We start from the raw sequence: 25,183 nt of genomic DNA, 5'->3' as shown, positions 1-25,183 counted from the left end.
AATAATAGCTCCTTTTTTTATATCTGACTTATAGATTTTTTTATTTCATTTTTTTCTATTTTTAAAATAGATTTTTTTTCTAATTCTTCTTCTAAATTGTCTTTGTAAATCATAACAAAGTTATTAGATACATTTTCCTTTAAGCTAACAATTTCATCATTTTTTAATGTAGAAGTATCTAAAATTGCCTTACTAATATTATCACTACTATTGATTTTTAAAAACTCATTTATATTAGTAGCTTGAATAACTTCATATTTTTTTCTTAGTTCTACAATCATAATAATGAAAGTAATTGGATTATTATTTAAAATTAAAACTTTTTCTACTTTTTTTACACTCTCTTTTGGTGCAGGAATAATTTCATCTACAATTTTGCTACTTTGAATAATTTTACTTTTTTCTTGTGTGATCTCAACATTTTTTGGAAGAATTATTTCAAAAGTTGTACCAATATTAATTTCACTATTAACAAATATTTTACCTTTAAGAAGAGAAACTAATTCTTTTGTAATAGATAAACCAAGTCCTGTACCACCATATTTTCTACTTGTACTTCCATCTACTTGTTTAAATCTATCAAAGATAGTAGCTAATTGATTTTCGGAAATTCCTATGCCATCATCTTTAACAAGAATTCTAATATATTCGCTATCATCTTTAACATTTAAAGATATATTACCTTTATTTGTAAACTTAATAGAATTACTAAGAAGGTTATCAATTATCTGATTAAGTCTGTAATCATCACTATTGATAACTGATATCGTACTATCAATGTTTAAAGATAAATTTAATGATTTCGCATTAGCTTGTTCTGAAAACTTATTATAAAGTTTGTCAAAAAAATCTTTTAGAATAATTTTATCATTGTTTACTTCAAGCGTTCCCTTATCTATTTCTGTTAAGTCTAAAAGATCATTTACTAATAAAAGCAAATCTTTTCCACAATTATTTATTATTTCTATACTTTTTACATCTTTTTCATCAAGATTCTCTTTAGAATTCTTCTTCATTATTGAAGAAATTATATTTATTGAATTTAAAGGAGTTTTTAATTCATGACTTATATTAGCCAAAAATTCATCTTTTGATTTATTTGATTCTTCTGCAACTTCTTTAGCTTCATAAAGTTTGATTGTTCTTTCATTAAGCACACCAATCATATTTACAAAGTTATTACTTAATTTATCTATTTCTTCAATATTAGTATCAAGAACTTTTATTTCATTATTCATGTTCATTATTTTAGATGTTTGTTTAGAAAGTTTAGTAATTGGAGTTGTAATACTATCTGAGAATTCATTAGTTCTTTTTAGTAATAAATAAAAGAATACTATATAGAAAAGTAATAAAAAGGCAATTGCTGCATAACCAATTTTATTTGATAAGTTTTGAAGTATTTCAATAGAAGAAAAAATATTTTTCTTATCAATTAATACCAATAATTTCCAACCAGTCTCATTTACATCTTGTTCATAAACTAAATAATCTTTACCATTAAGCCCGAAAGATGCTTCTTTGATATTATTTTCTAATATATTCTTAAAATGTTTAGCAGAATCACTTTTGTTTGTAATAAGATTAAACTCTTCAGGTTTCTCAACTGTTTTTAATATGGCATCAGTATATAGATGTTCTTTTAATTCTTTTAATCCTAATAAATTTTCAATTTCTTCAGACATTGCAATAATCATACCTTTTTCATCTACCATAAATAAATTTGCATTATAAGGCAATTTTTTATCTAATACATTTTTGACAAAAACATCAATAGAAATATCTAAACCTGTAACTCCTTCTAAAAAACCATTATTATAAATTGGAACTAAAGAAGACAGCATCCAACCATTACCAGCAGGATCTAAATAAGCACTAGTCCATGTAGCTTTTTTTGTTGGATTATGTTTATTATCAGCTAAATAATAAAAGTTATAATCTTCCATATGAATATGCTCACCATATTGTTTAGCTACATCATCAATAAATGGATAAAGTCTATTCATATCATCCCAACTATTAAAATATGAAGCAACAATATTGGGATTTATATCAACAACACTTTTTAAAGAAATATCCATAGCTTCAGTAAAAATGGCCTTTTGCTTTTCTTTTTCAGTAATCTTAGTTTTAGACGAATAATATAAACTAGAACCAATTTTATTTTCTTTATAAAAAACACCATTTGGGGCGATATTGAATTTAGGGTTTCCATTTGGTAAACCAAAAACAGAAGGGTTTTCAAAAAGTTTTTCATGTTCTCTTTGAAGTTGAGTATTAATTCTTGAAATTGTACTTAACTTATCACTAATAATATTAGCTTCATTTTCTAGAACTGTTTTACTGTATAGTTTGGCTTCAGCTAAAAGTAATTCTGTGTTTTTCGATGAAATATAAGAATTAATAGAAAAGTATAAAACTACTAATGCAACTTCAACAACAAATATTGGTACAAGTGAAAATTTTAAAAAATGCTTTGAAAGTATTTTTTGTAACTTTTCTTGTTTTCCTTTTATTTTTTGCACGATAGCTCCTAAGTATTATGGATTTTATTATTAACATTGTATAGTTAAAAAGTATCAAAATAGTATTATTATTAAAAATATAATTTTATTTTATTCTTTTAAATGCTTTAATAAAGCTATCGTGCATAAATAATAATAAAAATACTATAAAAATAACATTTACAAGTTTTATATATTATTTGAAGTACTTTTGTTGTAAAATCTAAGAATAAATAAATAGAAAAAAGGATAAGAATAGTGAAAAAAAGTTTATTAACTATATCTTTAATATCAGCAGCATTATTTATAAATGGTTGTGAAGAAAAACAAAATAAAATAAATAGATATTTACAAAACTGGACAGGTGTAAATGGTGTAATTGAAATATATGCGGGTGAAAAACTTGTAAAAAGATTTATAAAAATAGATAAACTTTCTACTGCAATTTCTACTGACGGAAAAGATTCTAGAAATTACAGATATGGATATGGATTTTTAGATGAAAATTTAAATTTTAAGCAAGATAGTAATGAAAAGAAAGTTTATTTTGAAGTTTCTGATTATTCAACTTATGTTTTTTTTGAAAACCCAGGTCAATAATATGAAAAAGTATATTTTCTTAATTCTATGCTCTTTCTTTTTTACTTCATGTGCTACATGGACAGGTATAAAGCAGGATACTTCAACTGCATGGCAAGTGATAAAAGACTTATCATCAAAAGGTTGGGAAACAACTAAAGATGTATCATCTGATGCATATAATGGAACAAAAGAAAAAATTGATGAAATTGCTAAGTAGTAATAAATTTAATAAATGGAGCTGGTGAAGGGACTTGAACCCCCGACCTGCTGATTACAAATCAGCTGCTCTAGCCAAGCTGAGCTACACCAGCAACAGTGTTATTATAAATTCTTAAAAAGTTTAAGAATGGTGTCAAGAGAGAGACTTGAACTCTCGACCTCCGGCTTATGAGACCAGCGCTCTAGCCAGCTGAGCTACCTTGACTTATGGCTAATTTGGTTGCGGAAACTGGATTTGAACCAGTGACCTTCGGGTTATGAGCCCGACGAGCTACCGTGCTGCTCTATTCCGCGACCTGTAAATTTTAATGATTAAATAATCAAAAAAATAAACTCTTAAATGGATGGGGTAGAAGGATTCGAACCTTCGAATGACGGCACCAAAAGCCGTTGCCTTACCACTTGGCGATACCCCAATCGTTTAAGTGACGAAATTATAGTAAAAAAGTATACTATTGTCAATAGCTTTTAGATTAAATTTTAATATTTTTGATATAATAACAAAAATATCAAATACTATATAAAGAGAATAAAAATGAATGCAATACAAAGAGTAAAAGAAGCTATTTTAGAAATTCAAAAAGGTAATATGGTTATTATGCTTGATGATGAAGATAGAGAAAATGAAGGTGACCTAGTTTATGCTGCAGCACTAAGCACACCAGAAAAAGTAAATTTTATGGCAACACATGCAAAAGGTTTAATTTGTGTTTCAGTTACAAAAGAAACTGCTAATAAATTAGAATTAAATCCTATGGTAAACTCTAATACTTCATCTTATGAAACTGCTTTTACAGTTTCAGTTGATGCTGTTGATGCTTTAACAGGTATTAGTGCAGGGGAAAGAGATGACACTATTAAAATTCTTGCTAATCCTATTTCAAATGCAACTCAATTAGCTCGTCCAGGACATATATTTCCATTAATTGCAAAAGATGGTGGAGTATTAGTACGAACTGGACATACAGAAGGAAGTGTTGATTTATGTAAATTAGCAGGATTAAATGGAGAAGCTGTTATTTGTGAAATCATGAAAGAAGATGGAACAATGGCAAGACGAGATGATTTAGATATTTTTGCCAATAAGCATGATATGAAACAAATTTATATTTCTGATTTAGTTGAATACAGATTATCACATGAAAAACTTGTTGAAGAAGTTTCAAGTTGTGATATACAATTTTTTGGTACTAATACAATTAAAAAAGAATTCAAAGATCATTTAGGAAGTATTCATACAGCTATATTATTTGGAGATATAAGTGAAGTTAGTCATGTTAAATTTCATACAGTAATTCCTGATATAAAACTTTTTCTAAATGATGAAAAATTACATTCAATGCTTAAAACAATAAATTTCTTACAATCAAAAGGTGGAATTCTAATATTTTTAAGTGATGATCAAACATCAAAAGAATCTCAAAAAGATTATGGAATAGGGGCTCAAATATTAAGCACTCTTAATGTTAAACAATTAAAACTAATGACAAGTGGAGGAAAACATTCCTTTGTTGGTTTAAATGGATTTGGTTTAGAAATATTAGAAGAAATACAAATAGAGTGTTAATACACTCTATTTATTTTAATTTTATTAACTTACAGCAGATTTAATTAATTCTAATGTTCTTTGAGGAATCACCATCTCTTTAGATAATGAACTTTCATTATTTTTGTAATATTTTGATTCTAATATCGTATTTATCTTGTCTTGAAACTTTTCAATTACAGTTTCTTGTGTATCTTTATCTTCAATATCTAAGAATTGTTTAGGTTCTTGATTTATAATACGAGCAAATCTAAAGTCAAATAATGATTTATTATCAAACTCTTCATTAAATGTTTTACAAATAGCCTTATAAACATCATTTAATTCAGCCTCATACTTTCTATAAATAGTACCAGCAGAATCATTTAAATATTTATTGAAATTACCATAATCAAGTAATAGTTCTTTGATTTCATCTTGTGTTAAACTATCATTTTCAACATCAAATTTTTTTGATAATAAATGATTACAACAATAGTGTACCACTTCTTGCTCATTTACTTTAAGATTATTTAAAAATTCAGATATTTTCATTAATTTCTCCTATAATTTGTAATAAAAAAAAGGAGTGAAAATTAATCCACTCCTTTTAACATTAAATTTTATAAAAAATTATACTCTATAAAATTGGTCCTGCAGCTGTGAAATCATATTCACTTTCTAAAGTTAAGTATTTTTTAAAGTTTTCAATATACATTGAAGCTAATTTCTTTTTAGTTTCATCATATTCTGCTTTACTTTCCCAAGTATTTCTAGGATTTAATACTTTAGTTTCAACACCATTTAGTGTCTTAGGAATTGCAAGATTAAAAATAGGTAATGTTTCAAATTCAGAGTTTTCAATAGAACCATCTAAAATACCATTAATACAAGCTCTTGTATTTTTAATAGTCATTCTAGTTCCAACTCCATAAGCTCCACCTGTCCATCCTGTATTTACAAGGTAAACATTAACATTGTGCTTATCAATTTTTTGACCTAATAACTCTGCATAAACTGTTGGATTTAATGGTAAGAATGCTTCACCAAAACAAGATGAGAATGTAGCAACTGGCTCAGTAATTCCTCTCTCTGTTCCTGCAACTTTTGCAGTATAACCACTTAAGAAGTAATACATAGCTTGTTGTTTATCAAGTTTTGCAACTGGCGGTAAAACACCAAATGCATCAGCACATAAGAAAATAATATTAGTAGGATGTCCACCCATCATATCTGGTGTATGATTTTCAATATGATTTATAGGGTAAGAAACTCTTGTATTCTCAGTTTTAGAACCATCTGAATAATCAACAACACCATTTTCATCATATACAACATTTTCTAATATTGCACCTTTTTTAATAGCACCAAAGATTTCAGGTTCTGAACTTGAATCTAGATTAATTACTTTTGCGTAACATCCACCTTCAAAGTTAAATACTCCATGATCATCCCAACCATGTTCATCATCACCAATTAAAGCTCTTTTAGGATCTGTTGATAGTGTTGTTTTTCCAGTTCCTGATAAACCAAAGAATAAAGCTGTATCGCCATTTTCTCCAATATTAGCAGAACAGTGCATTGCAAGCTTACCTTCTAAAGGAAGCCAGTAATTCATCATTGAGAAAACACCTTTTTTCATCTCACCAGCGTACCAAGTACCACCAATGATTGCAACATTATCTTCTACATTAAATACAACATATACTTCTGAATGTAAATTGTGACTAGCATAAGCCATGTCAACAGTTTTACAAGAATTATAAATTGTAAAGTCTGGAACAAAATTATCAATCTCTTCTTGTGTTTGAGGCATGATAAACATATTTTGAATAAAATGTGCTTGCCAAGCAACTTCAGTTATAAATCTTACAGATTTTCTTGAATCTAAAGATGCACCACAATATACATCAGTAACAAATAAATCTTTGTTACTTAATTGTTTTTTTGAAGTAACTAATAATTCTTCATAAACTTCTTTAGATACCTTTTGATTTATATCACCCCAAGCAATATATTTATTCGATGGATCTTGATTAACAAAAAATTTATCTTTTGGACTTCTACCTGTAAAAATACCTGTATCTATCATTAATGCACCAGTTGAAGACACTTTCGCACCTTCATTTGCAACTGCATAATCTATTAATGCATCTACATCAAGATTTCTTTTAACCATTCCAACGTTTTCTAAACCTAAAGAGTCTTTAATTTCAGACATAATTTAATTCTTCCTACTAATTAATTTTTATTTAAATATTGATAAAAGGACACCCGCTGCAACGGCTGAACCAATTACCCCAGCAACATTAGGACCCATCGCATGCATTAATAAAATGTTCGATGAATCATATTGTTGAGCTTCTTTACTTACAACCCTTGCTGCCATTGGAACTGCTGATACACCAGCTGCTCCAATTAAAGGATTGATTTGATTTTCTTTTGAACTTAATAAATTCATAAGTTTTGCCATTAAAACACCCATAGCAGTACCTGCTGAGAATGCTAAAAGACCAATTGCCATAATTCCCATAGTTTCAGCAACTAAGAATTGTTCAGCTGCAAGCTTTGAACCAACTCCTAATCCTAAGAATATAGTAACTATATTAATCAATGAATTCTGCATTGTATCAGAAAGTCTATCAACAACTCCTGATTCCTTAGCAAAGTTACCTAAACATAGAGCTCCAATAAGTGGAGATGCATCTGGTAAAATTAGTAAAGTTAACATTACTACTACTAAAGGAAATACTATTTTCTCTAATTTTGAAACTTTTCTTGCTGTTTTCATTCTAATTTTTCGCTCAGCTACAGATGTAAACATTCTCATAATTGGAGGTTGAATAACTGGAACTAAAGCCATATAAGAATAAGCAGCAACTGCAATCGCACCTAATAATTCAGGTGCTAATGCAGAGGCTATAAATATTGATGTTGGACCATCTGCTCCACCAATAATAGAAATAGCAGCAGCTTGTTCTAATGTAAATTCGATACCTGGCACATATTGTGATAATAATACTGCTGCAACTAATGAACCAAAAATACCAAATTGAGCTGCACCACCAAGTAATGCAGTTTTAGGATTTGCTAATAATGGACCAAAGTCAGTCATAGCTCCAACTCCCATAAAAATTAGAAGAGGGAAAAATCCATTTGTTATACCCATATTATAAATAATACCAAGCATTCCATCAGCACCAGCTATTTCAGCGATTGGAATATTGGCTAAAATTCCACCAAACCCAATAGGTATCAAAAGTAGTGGCTCAAAACCTTTTTTGATTGCTAAATAAAATAGAACAAAACAAATTATAATCATAATAACTCTACCAAAGCTTTGTGCAAACTTTGTTAGTTCTTCACCATGAGGGCCTTTTAATCCTTCTTGAGGATTAAGAATCGCTTTTATCCCAGTTGTACTGTAAAATGAATCAACTAAACCAGACATAGATTTTGATTCATACTCTTTTTTCTCTCCTGCAACTTCAACAGGTGCTGTTGCTGCAAAAGAATTTACTGTGAATACACAAAAGAGGGTAAATAAAATTAAAAATAAACTTTTTTTCATTATTACTCCAATAAACTATTAACCAATAATGGCTAAAGTTTGTCCTTCCTCAACTGCTGCATTAGGTCCAACTAAAATTTGTTTAATAGTACCTGCTGCTGGAGCATTAATATCAATTTCCATTTTCATAGCTTCTAAAATCATAATTTGTTGATCTTTTTCAACTTTTTCACCTTCTTTTACAAGGATCTTCCAAACTGCACCATTTACAACAGCAGGAACTTCTACACCTTCACCATTTGAAGCTGCAGGAGCTGCAGCAGCAGGTGCTTCACTTGAAGCAGCTACAGGAGTTACTTGAATGTCTGCATTTCCTTCAGCAATTGATACATTAAACTTTTGACCATCTACTACAACTGTATAGTTTCCATTTGCATTACTCATATTTTTACCTTCTCCTAAATTACATTCTTTATCATTTTCACATGTAGAATCATTTTTTCTAATATTTAATGGTGATTCACCTTTTAAAAATGCGATACCTTTTTCATCACAAGCAGCAGCAATGAAAATGTTTTCTTCACTAGCTTCAATACCTTCCATTTCTAATCTTTGTTTCCAAACAGATATTTTTTTCTTTTCATCTCTATCTGCAATATCTAAAGGATTTTCTTTAGTTGGTTCCATTTTTAGTTTTTCAGCAGCAAGAGCTACAATTTCTTCATTTGGTGCTACTGGAGTTTTACCAAAATATCCTAATACCATTTTTCCATAACCTGGAGCTATTTGTTTCCATGGTCCAAACATAACATTAGCATATGCTTGTTGCCAATAAAATTGTGATACTGGAGTTACAGAAGTACCATAACCACCTTTTTCAACAACTTCTCGCATAGCTTTAATTACTTCTGGGAATTTATCTAAAGTTCCATTATCTCTCATCATTTGAGTGTTTGCTGTTAAAGCACCACCTGGCATTGGTGAGAAAGGAATTAAAGGAGAAACTTGAGTAGCTTCTGGTGGAATAAAGTAATCTTTTAATTGATCGGCTAAAACTTCTTGATATTTCAGAACTTTTTCAATTTCTAAACCACCTAAATCAAAGTTTTTACCTTTTACAGCGTGTAACATAGTTAAAATATCTGGTTGTGAAGTTCCACCTGAAACTGGACTTGCTGCTAAATCAATACCATCAGCACCAGCTTCTAATGCGGCTAAGTAACCAGCAACAGATACACCAGCTGTTTCATGAGTATGTAATCTAATATGAGTATCGTTTCCAACTAAATTTCTAGCCATTTGAATTGTTTCATATACTTTTTGTGGAGATGAAGTTCCTGAAGCATCTTTAAAACAAATAGAATCATGAGGAATTCCGCTATCTAAAATTTGTCTTAATGTTTTTTCATAGAAAGCTACATCATGTGCACCTGAACATCCTGGAGGTAAATCCATAAGAGTAACAACTACTTCATGATTTAATCCGTACTTCTTAATACACTCAGCAGAGTATTCTAAGTTTTGTACATCATTTAAAGCATCAAAGTTTCTGATTGTAGTTGTTCCATGTTTTGCGAACATTTTTGCGTGTAAGTCAATTAATTCTCTAGAACCTGTATCTAACATTACTGTATTAATACCACGTGCTAGTGTTTGTAAGTTTGCATCTGGACCAACAATTTCTCTGAATTTGTCCATCATTTCAAATGCATTTTCTTGTAAGTAGAAAAATAAAGATTGGAATCTAGCTCCACCACCAAACTCAAAATGAGTTATTCCTGCATCTTTCGCAGCTTCAACAGCTGGAAAAAAGTCATTCATTAAAACTCTACCTCCAAAGACAGATTGGAATCCGTCCCTAAATGTAGTATCCATGACATCTATATACTTTTTAGCCATTAATATTAACCTTTTAGATTTTTATGATGTTGAACAGCTGCAACAATTGCAGCTACTTTCGCAGTTTCATTACCTGAAGCAGAAGGCGTAGGCCTTTTAACTGGTTCTATTTTCTTTTCAGGAAAATATTTTGTTAATAATGCAGCTTGAGCTTTAAGCACAAAAATCATAATAATCAAAAATGAGAATACAACACCCATTCCTAACATCATAAATTTTAATGCTTCCGTAACTAAGTTTAATTCCATAACAGTCTCCGTGGTTACCACAATGTGATTATTAATGTAATAATATATTAAACTAGCTTTAGTAACATTTATAAGTATCTTTGATTTTTATTAAATTTATAAATTTGGTTTTTTTATAATACTTTATCTCCAAACTGGTAAATTAAAGTGTCTACTTTATGAAAAAAATCCATAACGTTATTTTTAGTTTCAATAATTTTTCTTGCCATTTTGTATCCTTTAGTATTTAATATTTCAAATTTTATAATATTTTTTCAAAACTATTGAAAAATATTGCAAATTGTAATATAATTATGTAAATAGTATGTAAGGAAGAAAAAATGCTAATTGTAAGTGAAATTATAGATAAATTAAAAGACATATTAAGTGCAGATGGTGTTAATGGAAAAATATTTGATAAAGATGTTGCTACATCTTTGGAACTTTCACAAGCTAATTTTGCCACTATGAAAAATAGAGGAAAGATACCATACTCAAATATCTTAAACTTTTGTGCAAAGAAAAAGATTTCAATTAATTGGTTACTTTACAACCAAAACCCAGGCTCTCTTGTTGATAGTACTGATAAATACTGGATTAAATATTTTCCTGAAGTAAGTGTTAGTGCAGGTGGGGGTGCTTATGAAAATGATGATGACTTTGAATCTTTAGAAGTTCCAGCTTATTTTGTAAATATGTTAGGTGGGAAAGAAAATCTTAAAAATATTGATGCAATTAATGTAGTAGGGGATTCTATGGAACCAACATTAAATGATGATAATATAATATTTATGGATAAAACAAAAAATGACTGTTCAAGAGATGGAATATACGCATTTACAACAGTTCATGGTTTATTTGTTAAAAGAATTCAAAAAAGAGTAGATGGTAAGTTAGATATTATTTCTGATAATAAAGATTACCCTTCACAGGTTTTAGCTAATAATGATATTAAAATTATTGGAAAAGTTATAAGTTCATTTGGTTCAGTGTATTAAAATTAGAAAAGAGATAACTCTTTCTCTTCTTTTAATAAGGCTTGCTGTATTTGTTCAAGTTCGAATCCAGTAATAAATAAAGCATTAAAAGATTGTTTTTTTATAATTTCTTTTAAGTTCTCAATACTTTTTATATCTTGAGAACTTAAATATATTTTTTTTGCGTAAGAAAACTTTTCTTCTAAATAATTAACTTCTTTTTTAATTAAAGAGAGCTCATTTTGAACTATAATAAATCTATCACTTTTACCAAACTCTACAATATTAAAATTTTTATCTAAAAAAGTGGGTTTAAAAAAATTAAAGTTTTTCAATTTTGAATCATCAAAATCACTAATATTTAAAAAATCATAAATTCTTATAAAATCTTCTACATAAATAGAAGGTATTTTAATTTTTTGAAAGTATATGTTTTTGTATGTAAAAGAAGTTTCAAAAAGAGAATGTTCAATTAAATTTGATATTTCAAACTTTTCTTTTTCAAAAACACAATTATTAGGATAAAGTTTATTTAATAGTTCAATATCTTTTGAAATAAGAATAGTATTTTCATTAATATCATCAAGTGAAGATAATAACTCATCAAAATTATTTGATATAAACTTTAAATTCTTTTCGTAAGAAGATAAAGCTTTTAATAAATTAAAACTAACAATATTACAAAAATATGCTTGAAGGTTAAAAGTTGCAAGTTTATATCTAAGTAATTTTACAATTGCATTAGTAATATTATCTACTTTTATCCAAGCAATTTCATTATCAATTATAGGATAGAAGTTTTCTGTGATTATTGCAAAGGCACCTCTTTGTACAGCTATTTGAACATCATCCAAATTTGAAGCAATAAAAAGATCACCTTCTTTTATTTTATTAACATCAGTTTTAAAAGAGTATATAAAAGATATTGATGGAGAATTTAAAAGTTTTCCATCAATAATATCTAAAATAGAGTTTATTTGCACTAACTTATTTTTGTACCTATTTTTTTACTTGATTCTGGTCTAATTAATGATAAACCATCTTCATCTTTGGCAGCCATTAGCATTCCTTCACTAATCATTCCCATTAGTTTTGCAGGTTTTAAGTTTGCAACAACACATGCTTGTGTTCCTACTAAATCTTCTGCAGAATAAAATTCTTTAATACCTGCTAAGATTTGTCTATTTCTTCCTTCACCTAAATCAACTTGCAGTTTTAAAAGTTTTTTAGACTTTGGAACTTCTTCTGCTTCAACAATTGTTCCAATCTTTAAAGATGTTTCAAAAAATTTATCAATTGTAATTAAGTTATCATCTTCTTCTATAACTTCATCTTTTTTTGAAGATTTTTCTTCTGTTGTGTTTTTTTCAACAACAGCTGGTTTTGCTTGCTCTAAAAGAACTTCTTCAATTCGGGGGAATAATTGCTCAACTTTTGTAATAGTAGTATCTGCAATTAACTCTTTATTTTTAAGTAATGAAGTATAAGTTGCATTATCAATAGTAATTCCAATTGATGTTGCGATTTTTCCAATTTTTTCAGGCATTACTGAATCTAGTAGAAGTGAAACTCTTGCCATTATATTTGTAATTAAAGCTACTAAAGCCATGGCTTCATCAGTTTTACCTTCTTTCATTTTAGCCCATGGTTCGTAATCACCAATTGCTTTGTTTGCAATTGTTAATACTTTCCAAATATCTTCAAGGTATCTATTTAATTGCATATCCCATAAATAAAGTTCAACTTTATCTAAAATCTCTTCTACTTCATCTAGCTCTTTTTGGTGATATTTTTTTACATCAACAGAAGTAACTTTAGAATCAAAATATTTTCCACTCATACCAGAAATCCTATTTAATAAGTTTCCTAAGTCATTTCCTAGATCTGAATTAATTCTATCCATTAAAGCTTTTTGTGAAAAATCTCCATCTTGTCCAAAAGGAACTTCTCTAATCATAAAGTATCTAAATGCATCTAAACCATAAGCATCAGCTACAAGTTTTGGATCAACAACATTTCCTTTTGATTTAGACATTTTTTCACCATCTCTTGTCCACCATCCATGTGCTGCAATATGCTTTGGAAGAGGTAAATCTAATGACATTAAAAAAGCTGGCCAATAAATAGCATGGAATCTTAAGATATCTTTTCCTACTAAATGAACATTTGCAGGCCATTGATTCATATTTTTTTCGTCACTTCCATAACCAAGTGCTGTGATATAGTTCATAAGTGCATCAAGCCAAACGTACATAACGTGTTTTGGTTCATTCATAGATTCAGGAAGTTTAACACCCCAATCAAATGAAGTTCTTGAAATTGATAAATCTCTTAATCCACCTTTAACGAAGTTTATTACTTCATTTTTCTTAGATCTTGGTAAGATACAATCATCATTTTCTTCATACCATTTGATTAATTTGTCTTCATAAGCTGATAATTTAAAAAAGAAACTTTCTTCTTTTACAATATTTGTAGGCTTTCCACAATCAGGACAAAACTGCTCATCAACTAACTGCTTTTGAGTAAAGAATGTCTCACATGATACACAATAATAACCTTCATAGTCACCTTTGTAAATATCACCTTTATCAAACATTTTTTGAAATGCATGTTGAACACCAATTTTATGCTCATCATCAGTTGTTCTAATAAATTTATCATAAGAAATATCAAAATCATCCCATAATGTTTTAAACTTTCCAGATACTTCATCAGCATATTCTTTTGGAGTTTTTCCTCTTTGTTCAGCACTTTGAGCGATTTTTTGACCATGCTCATCAGTTCCTGTAAGAAAATATGTATTTGCACCAGTTAATCTTGAATATCTAGCTAGCATATCAGCTATAATTGTTGTATAAGCGTGTCCTATGTGTGCAACATCATTTACATAATATATTGGTGTAGTGATATACACATTTTTACAAGATTCTTCCATTTATTTACCTCTTTTATAAATTATAATATTAAAATTCAAACCCACCGCCTGAACCTTTATTCATAGAGGCGTAGACAGCTAGTACATATTTATTTCTTAAGTCACAATCAAAAAACTTATCACATGGAGTACATGATTCTAAAGATTCTTTTACTTGACACTCTTTTAATTCAACTAGTTTTTGATCAAGTTTAATTTCCCACTCATCAATTACTAATTCGTCTTTATTATCCATTCTTTTTATAAACTTCTAATACTCTATTTATTTCAGTGTTTGATCCAAAGAAACAAGGAGTTGTATCATGAATATGAGTTGTTTCAACTTCTAAAGCTCTTTTAAATCCATCAACTGCTTGCCCATTTGCTTTTTCATAAGTATATGCAAAAGGAAATACTTCAAATAGTTGTCTTAATTTACCTTTTGGTCTATCAGTTGTACCTGGATAAGAAAACAATCCACCACCTTTTAATAAGATTTGGTGTAAATCAGGAACCATACCACCTGAATATCTTAATCTATAGCCATCATTAAAAATATCATCAATTAATTCTTTATGATAAGGTGCCCAACAATTTTGAGTAGAGCCAGGTGCATTAAGCTTTCCTTTTTCCTCTAAAACGATATTTTGAATAAATTCAAATTTACCCTTTTTTAGTCTATACATTTTAACATCATCAATAGCAACTACCATTTCTACACGTGGACCAAATACAACATATACAGAGGCAATGATACTTTTTGCATCAAAACCACCTTTATAAATTCCATAAATAGAACCAACAGATAAATTTACATCAACTAGTGATGAACCATCTAAAGGATCATAAGCAATTAAATATTCACCATCTTCATTTAAAGATACAATTTCTTCTTGTTCTTCACTTACAATTGCTTTTATACTTGGAATTGTTTTGAAAATATCTTCGATAATAACATCACTTGCAATATCAAGTTTTAACTGAGTATCACCAGTTGAATTTTCTTGTTCACTTTTACCAGTGTCACCTGTTTCAATTAACTCTTTAATCTTAATACTTGCTTCTTCTATGGCTTTGATTATATCTTGCATTTTTATACTCTTTTCGCGTTTTTATCAATCCAGATAATCATATCTTCTGGAGAGTTTAAATCAATTTTATCAATTGATGATGGTATATCATCGTCATTTATCGTATCATCACTTGCAATTGCATTTGTAACTTTAAAATAAGTTTCATCTAAATTATTTCTAAAAATAGAGATTCTAGGTAAATCCAATGTTTTTAATCCTTCAACTAATAAGTAATCAAAATCATTAAATAAAGCTATCATTTCTTCAATACTAGAAGTCTCTTTTTTTAGTAAAGTAGTTTTATTAGGACTTACAACTGCAACATCTGCACCTGTTTCTCCAAATTTATATGAATCTTTTCCAACTCTATCAAACATAGCTTTATCTTTTGGATCATGTTTAATAATACAAACTTTAAAACCCTTATCTTGTAGAATATTTGAAACTTTAACAATTGCAGTAGTTTTTCCACTATTTGATGGTCCTGAGAAAGCCACCACTAATCTTTTTTTATTCATAAAATGGATTTTATCTAAATGATGGTTAAAGTATTGTAAAATATCAGCTTCAAAGTTGGGAGAAACAATGTACAAAACTTTATTTTTATCAATATTATCAACTATATTTATTGGATGTTCATCTACAAGTGCACTTAAGCATTTTGAAAAAGAAGAAATTGAAGCTAAAGCTATGCAATATACAAAAAAAGCTGATGTAATAATCAATAAAGAACAAAAAGTACTTTTATGGGTAACTTATTTAAATAGTACAGATATTAAAGAGTTTGATACTAATTATGAATCATTTCTAACATCAACATATTTTACTGATGCTTTATCACAAGATATTGGTGATAATAATTATAGTTTTTCATTAAATAAAAAAACACCACTATCTATAGAAGAGATTTCTAAAGATAATAAATTATATAAAGATATTTTATCTAAGAATACTTGGGGTAAATATTACTTAGTGAAATTTGAAAAAGATAAAAATATTGAAGAATTAATTTTTACCTTATCAAATAATAGTGCTAATTCGACAGAACTAAAGTTTGTAAAATAGAGGATAAACTAAGTTTATTTTCTTTATTTAAATGATTATTATATACATAATAGTTTGTTAAAACTTTTCTACCATATTTTCTAGTTTCATCATAAGAAATTTGTTCCATACTCATAAATGGCTCAAACCTATTTTTTTCTTTAAATAGTCCACGTTTAAACTGTTTTCTAGTATATCCTGGACCTCCATTATATGCATAAGCAATAAATAATGGATTGTTATTAAACTGTTTACTTAAAGAATTTAAATGTTTATTTGCATATCTTAGATTTACTTCTGGTAAAAACTGTTCATAAATATTATATGGTTCCTTTAACTGATTTGCTAATGCTTTAGATAAAAAAGGCATAATTTGCATTACACCTTGTGCAGTTGCAAAGGAAACAGCTGAAGGAATAAACCTACTTTCTTGTCTTCCAATTGCATACATTAAAACCTGTCTATTAATATCATAGTTTTTCATTACATCTCTAAATGGCTTTATAAAATATTGTTTTTTGTATCTTGAATGTCTTTCTAAAACATAGGCATAGTGAGGTAAAGTGGAAGAATCAGTAAATAAATTACTATACTTTTCTAATTTCTTATCATCAAGATTCTTTTTTGTATCAGCTTCAACTTTTATCCATTCAAATTGATCTAAAGTATTATATGATGTTTTTGTATTTGGAATATCAATATCGTAGTATATATTATTTATATCAACATTTAAAAGTTCTTTTGCGTATAGTGAGTAAATATTATTATCCCAACTATTTGAAACTTCATGTAAAAAAGATTTGTTTTGAGTTAATAAATATATCCAAAAAAGTGTTTTATCTTTTGTTGATTGAAAATATGCTTTTTTGTAAGCTATTTGTAAATAATTTAATGCTGTTTCTTCTTGTTTATGATTGATAGCATTTAAAGCTAATGAAAAAAATGTTTGATGTGTAAGTAGAGAATTGTTTTTAACATTAAATAATGATTTTTGTAAATTGTTTAATTCATCTCGATGAACTGCATAGGAAATAAATTTATTAAAGTTTTTTTCTTTTGATATCTTATCAATAAATGTATTTGGAATTATATGGTCTATTATATTTTGACGATAATTTTTTCTAGTATCAAAAAATAATCTATAGAATCTGTTTGTATTTGTATTAATCAACTCATTAAAAGGATCATTCGAAGCAATTATTTTTAAATCATTTTTTAAAGTAGGGTACTTAGCTATTTTTTCTATTGCAAAGTTTAAATCGTTTTTTGACATTTTAGTTGCATCAAAAATACTTAAACCAAGTGCTATACATCTTGAATCTTCTTTTAATAATTCTTTTGCACTTGCTCTATAACATTTAAGATCTTTATTTGGTATTGTCGAAAACTTTTTATTAAAAGCTTTTTTTACTCGTCCACTTTTTGATTTAGCCATATCATACGCATTTTGTGCATTTTCTTGGCTAATATCTTTTTGTTTTAAGTATTGAATTATAAAAAAATCTTTTGCATAAGATTTTGGCTTTTCATCAAGCCAATCAAGAGTAACTTTGAAGTTTTTATCAGTTATATTTAAAACTTCATTATTTGCACTTGCATTTACTAAAACAGCGCAAAATAATGAAGCTATAATTTTTTTCAAGAATTTACTTTAAAAGAATAAATTTTTTAAGAAAATTTCTAAAAACATTAATCCAAAAATAAGTATTATTGGAGCTAAATCCATTCCACCAAAAACAGTAGGAATATATTTTCGTACCAAATTATAAGCAGGTTGTGTTAATCTATATAACATTTGAACAATTGGATTATTTGGATCTGGGTTAACCCATGTCAATAGGGCTGATATTATAATAACCCATTTATATAAAGATATAATTGTTAAAACAACAGTTAAAACTGAAGTAGTAAAAGCATCTATCATTTTGCAATTTCTCCTAAATAGTTTTTAATTAAAGGATATATTTCAGATAATAAAGGACCTTCTTTTTGTCCTGTTAGAATATATCTTAATGGTGTTGATAAAGATTTATCTTCTAAAGAAGTATTATCTTTAATATATTTTTCTAAATCTTCAAAAGTTTCAAAAAATGGTGCTTTTTTTATACACTCTTTTATTTCTAAAAACTCTTCTTCAAAGCCTTCAAGTTTGTCTTTTGAAGTAAAAACTATATCAATTTTATTTTTTAATTCTTTAATAGTGCTAACTTCATTTAAATAAATCTTAGCTAATTTACCAATATCTAAATCAGCGAAACCTAAGATTTTTGATAATCTTAATTCATCCATTGATTCAATGTGTTTTTTATTAATTTCTTTTAATTTTTCAATATCAATTAATAGTTCTTCTTTTGAAGTCTTTTCAATATCAAACCATTTAATAGCATCTTCAAGTGTAAATATCTCAGAAGGAACTTCATTCCCTAAAAGTACTAAATAATTTGCAATCGCACTAGGAAGAAAACCTTCATCAATAAAATACTTAACAGAACTGTTAATACTAGATGAAACTTTTGGAAGATGAATATAGTTTATTTCTTTATCATAAGAAAGTAAGTTTCTAATATGAACTTGCTTTGCAGTATCTTCTTCGTGTTCATTTGATCTAATAACAGTTGAAATATCCATTAGCATATCATCAATTGAGCATGCATAATTATATGTAGGTGACTTATCATGATTTAAAATTATAAAAGAATCAACATCTTTGTCAAAGCTTTTAATTCTAACTGTAAAAGGAGCATTTACTTCTAAAACTGCTTCATCAGATAGTGTTTCACAAAAACCGTCATATTTATAAGGTTTATTGTTTTTAATAGCTTCTTGTTTTAATTCTTCAAGTTTTTCATCGCCGCAAAAACATGAAAAAGCTTTTTTTTGTGTTAAAAGTTGCATTGCCATTTTTTGATGATATTTTAAAGAGTCACTTTGATGAACAGCTCTTGAGTAATCAATAGAAAACAAAGATAAAATTTCTAAGATTTCATTATCTTTTCCTTCTATATTCTTCTTTTTATTTATATCTTCAATTCTTATAACTAAATCTTCATTTAACTGCTTTGCAACTATATAGTTTAAAATAGCTAAACGAAGGTTATTTAAGCTCATACTTTCAACAGGACTTGGTGCAAATCTTAACAAACTATTTCCTTACTATTGCAAATGTTAAATTGTTTATTTCTTCATGAGAAGCAATAAATTTATTTAAATCTTCTAATTTTAAATCTTGAATTAATTCTAATTCTTTTTGAGGATAATTTTGCTCTAAACCTCTATAATAAAGAGTAAAAGCTTTATTTAGTCTTTGAGATAATACTTCATTTCTTAAAGGTTCACTACCTGTTAAAAAGTTTTTAGCAGCATCTAACTCTTCTTGAGTAACACCTTTTTTTACAAAATCTTTTACAATTTGTGTTACTAAAGTTTGTGCTTCTTTTGCACTTTCATTTTTTGTTTGTAAATACCCACTAAAGAAAGTATGTGATTTATTTATAGAAACAGAGCCATAAGCACTATAAGCAAGTCCTCTTTTTACTCTAATTTCTTCCATAAGTCTAGAACCAAAACCAGAACCACCTAAAATAAATGATGCTACTTTTGAAATATATCTTTTTTCATCTTTAGCTGTAACATTGTAAGAACTTCCAAAATAGATATAAGCTTGTTCAGTCTCTTTGATTAAAGTTTCTTCTTGTTTTTCTGATTTAAATTTAATCTCTTCTAATTCTCTTTTAATACCTGGTTTTAATGCATCTAAAACAGGTGTAATTAAAGTTTTAAACTCTTTGTAATCAAAATCTCCACCAGCAACAATAATTAAATTATTTAAGTTAATTGTATCATTGATAAAGGTCTTTATGTCTTTAAGTTTAATTTTCTCTATAGACTCAACTGTACCAGAACTTGGGTTTTGTAAAGCAGTATCTTTGAATAACACTGATTTTAATAAATTCTTAGCAGTATAATCAAAATCATTCTCTTTTCTTTTTAAAGCACCAATTTTTAATGTTTTTAATTTATTTAAAGTATCTTCACTATAGTTTGGTGATTTGATTAAATTTGTTAATAACTGTATTGATTTATTAGATACATCTTTTAAGTTTGATAACTCAATTACAAATGTTTCAAATCCATTTGAAGTGTGTAAAGAAATAGCATTCTCTTCTAGCTTTTGAGCAAAACCTGTTGAACCTAACTCTTTAGTTCCTTCATTTAATAATTGTGAAGAAAGACTTGCTAACCCACTTTTATTTCTATCTTGAATATAACCTGAGTTTTGAAAAACTAATTGTAGATTTAACGTTGGTAAACTCTTTTGTTTTTCAAAAACTACTGGTATTTTTATTCCATTTGTTTCTATATGCTTTATCGTAGCACTCATTAAACTTCCTTGTAAAATTACTAATGCAAATATATATTTTTTTAATTTTTTCATAAAAGGATTAATACCTCTCTAATATCTCATAGGCTGTATTTCTTTTTGCAGGATTTTCACCTATGTCTTTTATAAGCCTAATCATTTCTTCTTGATTCATTCTATTTGAAGCTCCTGCTGCTTTAACAACATTCTCTTCCATCATAGTACTTCCTAAATCATTTGCTCCAAAATTTAAAGCTAATTGACCAATATATGAGCCCTGAGTCACCCAAGAACTTTGCATATTTTTAAAATTATCTAAGTAAAGTCTTGAAACTGCTAATAATCGTAAGTATCTATTCGATGATTGTGGTTTAATATCTGGTATTTCTTTTAAAAGTTGCGTATTCGCACCTTGAAATGACCACATAATAAATGCTCTAAATCCACCTGATTTATCTTGTAAATCTCTTAGCATTTCCCAATGTTCAATTATCTCTTCATCTGTTTCAACTGTTCCAAACATCATTGTTGCAGTTGTTTTCATTCCAATAGAATGTGCTAATTCATGAACATTTATCCAATCTTTACTATCCATTTTATTAGGAGCAATAATATCTCTTACTCTATCACTTAAAATTTCAGCACCAGCACCTGGAATTGAGCTTAAACCTTTAGCTTGTAATCTTTTTAACACTTCTAAAATAGTGATTTTAGATACTTTTGCAATATATTTAATTTCAATTGCAGAAAAACCATGAATAGTAATTTGTGGATACTTCTCATGAATATGAGAAACTAACTCTTCATAATAATCAATTTTAAGTTTTGGATGAACTCCACCTTGAAATAAAATTTGCGTTCCACCAATTTCAAGTAATTCATCAATCTTTTGATCAATTTCATCAAATTTAAGTACATAAGAATCATCATCTCGTCCATGTCTATAAAAAGCACAGAATTTACAATCAACCCAACATACATTTGTATAGTTGATATTTCTATCAACTATAAAAGATGTAGTTTTATCAGGATGAAGCTCTAGTTTTCTTTTACTTGCTAATTCACCAAGCTCTAATAATGAAGCATTTTTAATTAAATCTAATGCTTCTTCATTTGTTATTCTTCTATTTAATAAATCCATTTTTTTAACCATTAGAAACTACTCCCTAGTGAGAATTCAAATGATGATGTATCATCATCAGCTTTTGCATCTAAAGCTTTAGCGAAGATAAGCTGTAATGGTCCTAAAGGAGAAATCCATTCTAAAACAGCACCAGTACTTGATCTTTGTGTTTCTGTAAAATCATTTTGTCCAATCATTCCATAATCATAGAATAAAGCCCATCTCATTTTAGCATTTGGAATTAAAGGGAAACTCATTTCAACAGAGTTTGCCCATAAGTATTTTGATGGGTCAACAACATCACCATCTGAATTTGTAGGGAAGGCATAAGATGAGAATCCTCTTAAACTTTTTGTTCCACCAAGATATAGTGAATCACCTTGATTAATTTGTCCATTATCAACTAAAACACTAACTTTTGTTCTAAATCTAAAAATCCAATCTAATTCTGCGTAGTCATTTAAACTATTAAAGTATTTAAAGTATGAAGTAGATTTTAAGTATTTTGAATCTCCACCAACACCTGCGTATTGTAAAGAAGTTCCAATTTTCATTCCTTCTCTTGGTAATTGATAATTATCTGTATTATCAAAATTTATATAAGGAACTAAAGAACTAGAGATATAATCAGTATCTTCATAAGGATTAGTACCTGTATAAGCACTTGTATCATACTCATAATCTTCACTAATAAAATCTAATTTATATCTAATACCAGCTCTTAAATTTCTTACAATTTCTCGACCAACACCAACAGAAAAACCTTTTGTAGATTTATCTAAATCATAAACACTTCTACTAATTTCACTCTCACTATTATGTGCTTCAATATCTCCACTGAACTTACTATCATTAATAGCAGGATTACTTAAACTTAATGTAAAATCACTTTTATTAGCAGATAAATCAGCACTTAGTCCAACACTTAAACCAGAACCGAATATATTTGAATCTTTTACAGAACCATTAACCATAAATTTATCATATGAACCATATCCACCACCAACAGTTAAAGCTCCTGTTGCTGCTTCAACTACATTTACTAAAATATCAATTTTATCTTCTGATACTCTTTTTTGTTCAATGTTTACTTTTTCAAAATATGAAGATCTTCCTAATTTTGATTTTGAATCATTTAAATCAGTTTGGTTAAATAATTCTCCTGGAGCTAAATAAATATCTCGTCTAATAACTCTATCTAGTGTTCTAGAGTTTCCAGAAATTTTAACATCATTAATATAAACTTTTTTACCTGGAATTACATTAAATACAACATCAACTTTTGAGTTTTCAGTGTCTTTTTTAACATCAAATCTAACTTGTGCAAAAGCATAACCTTTGTTTGCAACTTGTGTTTTAATATAGTTTTGATCTTTTCTTAATTTTTTAATATTAAAAGTATTTCCAATAATTAAGTCTAACTCTGGATAAATATCTTTAGGATCAACTATTGTTGAATCTACATAAATTTTAATATCATTTGTATAGTATTTAGTACCTTCTTTAATAAAAAAGTCTAAATTTGCTTGATTTGAAGCAAAATCAATATTTAAAAATGGTTCTTTAACTTGTGCATCAAGATAACCCTTTTCAAAATATAATTCATTAATTCTTCTTGCATCGTATTTTAATTGATCAATTTTAACTTCACCATCATTTTGACCAAACCACCATGAAGCAAATTCAACTTCTTTGTTTGCTGAAACATTATCAAAATCATCTTGGTCTAGTTCGTTTGAACCATAATAGTTAGCTTTTTTGATGATGATTTCATCACCTTTATTTACATTAAATGTAAGTTTTAAAGAGTGTTCATTTAATGTTTCAATTTCAGTTTCAACTACTGAGTTAATATATCCTTCTTCTTCAAGCATATTTAGCAAAATCTTCTTTGCGTCTTTTACTCTTTTTTCAGTATACATTGACCCTTTTTTAAGTTTAATCATTGTTTTTAATGATTCTATATCATCAGTTCTTGATTTATAACCTTGTATATCTATATTGGCTATAGAAGGCTTTTCTTTAAAGTTTAATTGTAATTTTCCATTATCGTTAATGGCAACTATATCGTCAAAATAGCCAAATTTATAAAACTCTTTTATTGCATTATTTATTTTGTCATTGTTAAATTCATCACCAACTTTTATGTCTAGTGTTTCATTTACTATTTTAGAAGATATCTTATTTAAATTATTATATTCTATAGATTGTATTGTATCTGCGCATAGTGCTGTTGCACAAGCTAAAGAAAAAAGCATTATTTGATTTTTCACAACTTTCCTTAATTTCATAATTAGACAATAATATATCTAAATTCACTTTATATAAATATTAAGATATAATCACAAAATTAATTTACAAAAAAGGTGCTGTGTTGAATATAGGAATAGTTGGTTTAGGACTTATGGGTGGTTCTTTAGCAAAGGCTGTTAAAAAATATGGAATTGCTAAAAAAGTATATGGATATGCTAGAAGTGAAAAATCAAAAAAAGAGATTTTAGAATTAAATTTAGTAGATGAATTAGTTGATATTCAAAGATTAAAAGATGAGTGTGATTTGATTGTATTAGCAATACCTGTTGATAATATCATTTCATTTTTACCAAATTTACTTGATATTGATAAAAATACTACAATAATGGATTTAGGTTCAACAAAAGAGTTTATAGTAAAAAATATTCCTAATGAAATTAGATCAAATTTTGTTGCAGCTCATCCTATGTGTGGATCTGAAAAGTTTGGACCAAAAGCCTCTATGGATAATTTGTATGAAGGTAAAACTGTAGTTTTATGTGATTTGGAAGCAAATGATGAATTACATAAAAATAGAGCTATAAAAGTATTTCAAGATATTGGAATGAGACTTGTTTTTATGAACTCACATAATCATGATGTTCATGCTTGTTACATGTCACATCTTCCACATGCTATTTCATATTCACTTGCAAATACAGTAATGAATCATGAAGACCCTAAATCAATTATTGCTCTTGCTGCTGGGGGATTTACAGATATGAGTAGAATAGCAAAATCTAGTCCAAATATGTGGACAGATATTTTTAAACAAAATAGAGAAAATTTATTAAATTCAATTGATTTATTTGAAGACCATATGAAAAAAGTTAGACAAATGGTTGAAGATGAAGAGTATGAAAAGTTAGAAGAATGGATGAAAAAAGCTAATACTTTACATGAAATACTTTAGGTATTTCATGTTTTCAT

The 25,183-nt window shown here is 27.7% G+C and carries 23 protein-coding genes and 4 tRNA genes; 6 read left to right on the top strand and 21 right to left on the bottom strand.

The window, feature by feature from the left end:
- Positions 1-17 precede the first annotated feature (17 nt).
- A complete protein-coding gene (locus D3Z07_RS03000) occupies positions 18-2,525 on the bottom strand; it encodes a sensor histidine kinase (RefSeq protein WP_122893046.1) in 2,508 nt (835 codons plus the stop codon).
- A gap of 237 nt (positions 2,526-2,762) precedes the next feature.
- On the opposite strand from D3Z07_RS03000, the gene D3Z07_RS02995 reads away from it, so the two are divergent.
- Positions 2,763-3,104: a hypothetical protein gene (locus D3Z07_RS02995; protein WP_083657168.1), complete on the top strand. Its 342-nt coding sequence runs from the start codon at positions 2,763-2,765 to the stop codon at positions 3,102-3,104.
- A gap of 1 nt (position 3,105) precedes the next feature.
- Positions 3,106-3,303, top strand: coding sequence for a hypothetical protein (locus D3Z07_RS02990; protein ID WP_076086401.1), 198 nt, complete (start codon positions 3,106-3,108; stop codon positions 3,301-3,303).
- Between the two features lie 16 nt (positions 3,304-3,319).
- Here the strand turns inward: D3Z07_RS02990 and D3Z07_RS02985 are convergent.
- The 4 genes from D3Z07_RS02985 to D3Z07_RS02970 all read right to left on the bottom strand — a co-directional run bounded on the left by D3Z07_RS02985 (position 3,320) and on the right by D3Z07_RS02970 (position 3,721).
- Positions 3,320-3,397, bottom strand: a tRNA-Thr gene (locus D3Z07_RS02985).
- A gap of 36 nt (positions 3,398-3,433) precedes the next feature.
- Positions 3,434-3,510, bottom strand: a tRNA-Met gene (locus D3Z07_RS02980).
- Between the two features lie 12 nt (positions 3,511-3,522).
- A tRNA-Met gene (locus D3Z07_RS02975) sits at positions 3,523-3,599 on the bottom strand.
- Between the two features lie 47 nt (positions 3,600-3,646).
- Positions 3,647-3,721, bottom strand: a tRNA-Gln gene (locus tag D3Z07_RS02970).
- 119 nt (positions 3,722-3,840) lie between these two features.
- On the opposite strand from D3Z07_RS02970, the gene D3Z07_RS02965 reads away from it, so the two are divergent.
- The gene (locus D3Z07_RS02965) at positions 3,841-4,872 is read left to right on the top strand and encodes a bifunctional 3,4-dihydroxy-2-butanone 4-phosphate synthase/GTP cyclohydrolase II (RefSeq protein ID WP_122893045.1); all 1,032 of its coding nucleotides are present in this window, start codon (positions 3,841-3,843) and stop codon (positions 4,870-4,872) included.
- A 24-nt stretch (positions 4,873-4,896) separates the two neighbouring features.
- Here D3Z07_RS02965 and D3Z07_RS02960 read toward each other — a convergent pair whose 3' ends face one another.
- The 5 genes from D3Z07_RS02960 to D3Z07_RS02940 all read right to left on the bottom strand — a co-directional run bounded on the left by D3Z07_RS02960 (position 4,897) and on the right by D3Z07_RS02940 (position 10,488).
- A complete protein-coding gene (locus D3Z07_RS02960) occupies positions 4,897-5,385 on the bottom strand; it encodes a hypothetical protein (protein ID WP_076086406.1) in 489 nt (162 codons plus the stop codon).
- An 85-nt stretch (positions 5,386-5,470) separates the two neighbouring features.
- Positions 5,471-7,051, bottom strand: a complete 1,581-nt coding sequence (gene pckA, locus D3Z07_RS02955; protein ID WP_076086409.1) for a phosphoenolpyruvate carboxykinase (ATP) — start codon at positions 7,049-7,051, stop codon at positions 5,471-5,473.
- A 27-nt stretch (positions 7,052-7,078) separates the two neighbouring features.
- Positions 7,079-8,401 carry a sodium ion-translocating decarboxylase subunit beta gene (locus tag D3Z07_RS02950; RefSeq protein WP_076086412.1) on the bottom strand — a complete coding sequence of 441 codons (1,323 nt, stop codon included), beginning with the start codon at positions 8,399-8,401 and terminating at the stop codon, positions 7,079-7,081.
- A gap of 18 nt (positions 8,402-8,419) precedes the next feature.
- Positions 8,420-10,240 carry a biotin/lipoyl-containing protein gene (locus D3Z07_RS02945; RefSeq protein ID WP_076086415.1) on the bottom strand — a complete coding sequence of 607 codons (1,821 nt, stop codon included), beginning with the start codon at positions 10,238-10,240 and terminating at the stop codon, positions 8,420-8,422.
- Between the two features lie 5 nt (positions 10,241-10,245).
- Positions 10,246-10,488, bottom strand: a complete 243-nt coding sequence (locus D3Z07_RS02940) for an OadG family protein (protein WP_076086418.1) — start codon at positions 10,486-10,488, stop codon at positions 10,246-10,248.
- A 320-nt stretch (positions 10,489-10,808) separates the two neighbouring features.
- Here D3Z07_RS02940 and D3Z07_RS02935 point away from each other — a divergent pair, with 320 nt between their 5' ends.
- Positions 10,809-11,465 (top strand): S24 family peptidase, encoded by a 657-nt coding sequence (locus D3Z07_RS02935; RefSeq protein ID WP_076086421.1) that lies wholly within the window; start codon positions 10,809-10,811, stop codon positions 11,463-11,465.
- Between the two features lie 2 nt (positions 11,466-11,467).
- On the opposite strand, the gene D3Z07_RS02930 is transcribed toward D3Z07_RS02935, so the two are convergent.
- The 5 genes from D3Z07_RS02930 to mobB are packed head-to-tail and all read right to left on the bottom strand — an operon-like array spanning position 11,468 to position 15,952.
- The gene (locus tag D3Z07_RS02930) at positions 11,468-12,427 is read right to left on the bottom strand and encodes a UDP-N-acetylmuramoyl-tripeptide--D-alanyl-D-alanine ligase (RefSeq protein WP_122893044.1); all 960 of its coding nucleotides are present in this window, start codon (positions 12,425-12,427) and stop codon (positions 11,468-11,470) included.
- Positions 12,427-14,382 carry a methionine--tRNA ligase gene (metG, locus tag D3Z07_RS02925; RefSeq protein WP_122893043.1) on the bottom strand — a complete coding sequence of 652 codons (1,956 nt, stop codon included), beginning with the start codon at positions 14,380-14,382 and terminating at the stop codon, positions 12,427-12,429. Before metG ends, D3Z07_RS02930 begins: the two co-directional genes overlap by 1 nt.
- A 28-nt stretch (positions 14,383-14,410) precedes the next feature.
- Positions 14,411-14,617 (bottom strand): hypothetical protein, encoded by a 207-nt coding sequence (locus tag D3Z07_RS02920; protein WP_076086430.1) that lies wholly within the window; start codon positions 14,615-14,617, stop codon positions 14,411-14,413.
- The gene (locus D3Z07_RS02915) at positions 14,610-15,452 is read right to left on the bottom strand and encodes a class 1 fructose-bisphosphatase (RefSeq protein ID WP_076086433.1); all 843 of its coding nucleotides are present in this window, start codon (positions 15,450-15,452) and stop codon (positions 14,610-14,612) included. Before D3Z07_RS02915 ends, D3Z07_RS02920 begins: the two co-directional genes overlap by 8 nt.
- Positions 15,453-15,454: 2 nt before the next feature.
- Positions 15,455-15,952 (bottom strand): molybdopterin-guanine dinucleotide biosynthesis protein B, encoded by a 498-nt coding sequence (mobB, locus tag D3Z07_RS02910; protein WP_076089273.1) that lies wholly within the window; start codon positions 15,950-15,952, stop codon positions 15,455-15,457.
- A 67-nt stretch (positions 15,953-16,019) separates the two neighbouring features.
- Here mobB and D3Z07_RS02905 point away from each other — a divergent pair, with 67 nt between their 5' ends.
- Positions 16,020-16,499, top strand: coding sequence for a hypothetical protein (locus D3Z07_RS02905; protein WP_122893042.1), 480 nt, complete (start codon positions 16,020-16,022; stop codon positions 16,497-16,499).
- On the opposite strand, the gene D3Z07_RS02900 is transcribed toward D3Z07_RS02905, so the two are convergent.
- Genes D3Z07_RS02900 through bamA form a run of 6 tightly spaced genes read right to left on the bottom strand, consistent with a single transcriptional unit; the run spans position 16,468 to position 24,234 of the window.
- A complete protein-coding gene (locus D3Z07_RS02900; RefSeq protein WP_122893041.1) occupies positions 16,468-18,120 on the bottom strand; it encodes a lytic transglycosylase domain-containing protein in 1,653 nt (550 codons plus the stop codon). The two genes, D3Z07_RS02905 and D3Z07_RS02900, sit on opposite strands and share 32 nt — an antisense overlap.
- A gap of 9 nt (positions 18,121-18,129) precedes the next feature.
- On the bottom strand, positions 18,130-18,402 hold the full coding sequence (locus tag D3Z07_RS02895; RefSeq protein WP_076086442.1) for a YggT family protein: 273 nt from the start codon (positions 18,400-18,402) through the stop codon (positions 18,130-18,132).
- Positions 18,399-19,619 carry a glutamate--tRNA ligase family protein gene (locus tag D3Z07_RS02890; RefSeq protein WP_122893040.1) on the bottom strand — a complete coding sequence of 407 codons (1,221 nt, stop codon included), beginning with the start codon at positions 19,617-19,619 and terminating at the stop codon, positions 18,399-18,401. Before D3Z07_RS02890 ends, D3Z07_RS02895 begins: the two co-directional genes overlap by 4 nt.
- Position 19,620: 1 nt before the next feature.
- The gene (locus D3Z07_RS02885) at positions 19,621-20,913 is read right to left on the bottom strand and encodes a M16 family metallopeptidase (protein WP_228200571.1); all 1,293 of its coding nucleotides are present in this window, start codon (positions 20,911-20,913) and stop codon (positions 19,621-19,623) included.
- A gap of 7 nt (positions 20,914-20,920) precedes the next feature.
- Positions 20,921-21,991 carry a dehypoxanthine futalosine cyclase gene (locus D3Z07_RS02880; protein ID WP_076086451.1) on the bottom strand — a complete coding sequence of 357 codons (1,071 nt, stop codon included), beginning with the start codon at positions 21,989-21,991 and terminating at the stop codon, positions 20,921-20,923.
- A complete protein-coding gene (gene bamA / locus D3Z07_RS02875; RefSeq protein WP_228200570.1) occupies positions 21,991-24,234 on the bottom strand; it encodes an outer membrane protein assembly factor BamA in 2,244 nt (747 codons plus the stop codon). Before bamA ends, D3Z07_RS02880 begins: the two co-directional genes overlap by 1 nt.
- A 101-nt stretch (positions 24,235-24,335) precedes the next feature.
- Between bamA and D3Z07_RS02870 the strand changes: the two genes are divergently transcribed.
- Entirely contained in the window at positions 24,336-25,166 is an 831-nt protein-coding gene (locus D3Z07_RS02870; RefSeq protein ID WP_076086454.1) for a prephenate dehydrogenase, read from the top strand.
- The last annotated feature ends 17 nt before the right edge of the window (positions 25,167-25,183 follow it).

Origin of the sequence: Arcobacter peruensis (assembly GCF_003711085.1) — a bacterium.
Lineage (GTDB): Bacteria > Campylobacterota > Campylobacteria > Campylobacterales > Arcobacteraceae > Poseidonibacter > Poseidonibacter parvus.
The sequence above is the reverse complement of the archived record's forward strand: the minus strand, read 5'-3'. Positions and strand labels throughout refer to the sequence as shown.

Coding starts and splice junctions, on each gene's coding strand:
- D3Z07_RS02990 (WP_076086401.1), top strand. CDS start 3,106: ATGAAAAAGTATATTTTCTTAATTCTATGCTCTTTCTTTTTTACTTCA.
- D3Z07_RS02965 (WP_122893045.1), top strand. CDS start 3,841: ATGAATGCAATACAAAGAGTAAAAGAAGCTATTTTAGAAATTCAAAAA.
- D3Z07_RS02960 (WP_076086406.1), bottom strand. CDS start 5,385: ATGAAAATATCTGAATTTTTAAATAATCTTAAAGTAAATGAGCAAGAA.
- pckA (WP_076086409.1), bottom strand. CDS start 7,051: ATGTCTGAAATTAAAGACTCTTTAGGTTTAGAAAACGTTGGAATGGTT.
- D3Z07_RS02950 (WP_076086412.1), bottom strand. CDS start 8,401: ATGAAAAAAAGTTTATTTTTAATTTTATTTACCCTCTTTTGTGTATTC.
- D3Z07_RS02945 (WP_076086415.1), bottom strand. CDS start 10,240: ATGGCTAAAAAGTATATAGATGTCATGGATACTACATTTAGGGACGGA.
- D3Z07_RS02940 (WP_076086418.1), bottom strand. CDS start 10,488: ATGGAATTAAACTTAGTTACGGAAGCATTAAAATTTATGATGTTAGGA.
- D3Z07_RS02935 (WP_076086421.1), top strand. CDS start 10,809: ATGCTAATTGTAAGTGAAATTATAGATAAATTAAAAGACATATTAAGT.
- metG (WP_122893043.1), bottom strand. CDS start 14,382: ATGGAAGAATCTTGTAAAAATGTGTATATCACTACACCAATATATTAT.
- D3Z07_RS02920 (WP_076086430.1), bottom strand. CDS start 14,617: ATGGATAATAAAGACGAATTAGTAATTGATGAGTGGGAAATTAAACTT.
- D3Z07_RS02915 (WP_076086433.1), bottom strand. CDS start 15,452: ATGCAAGATATAATCAAAGCCATAGAAGAAGCAAGTATTAAGATTAAA.
- mobB (WP_076089273.1), bottom strand. CDS start 15,952: ATGAATAAAAAAAGATTAGTGGTGGCTTTCTCAGGACCATCAAATAGT.
- D3Z07_RS02905 (WP_122893042.1), top strand. CDS start 16,020: ATGTACAAAACTTTATTTTTATCAATATTATCAACTATATTTATTGGA.
- D3Z07_RS02895 (WP_076086442.1), bottom strand. CDS start 18,402: ATGATAGATGCTTTTACTACTTCAGTTTTAACTGTTGTTTTAACAATT.
- D3Z07_RS02885 (WP_228200571.1), bottom strand. CDS start 20,913: ATGAAAAAATTAAAAAAATATATATTTGCATTAGTAATTTTACAAGGA.
- D3Z07_RS02880 (WP_076086451.1), bottom strand. CDS start 21,991: ATGGTTAAAAAAATGGATTTATTAAATAGAAGAATAACAAATGAAGAA.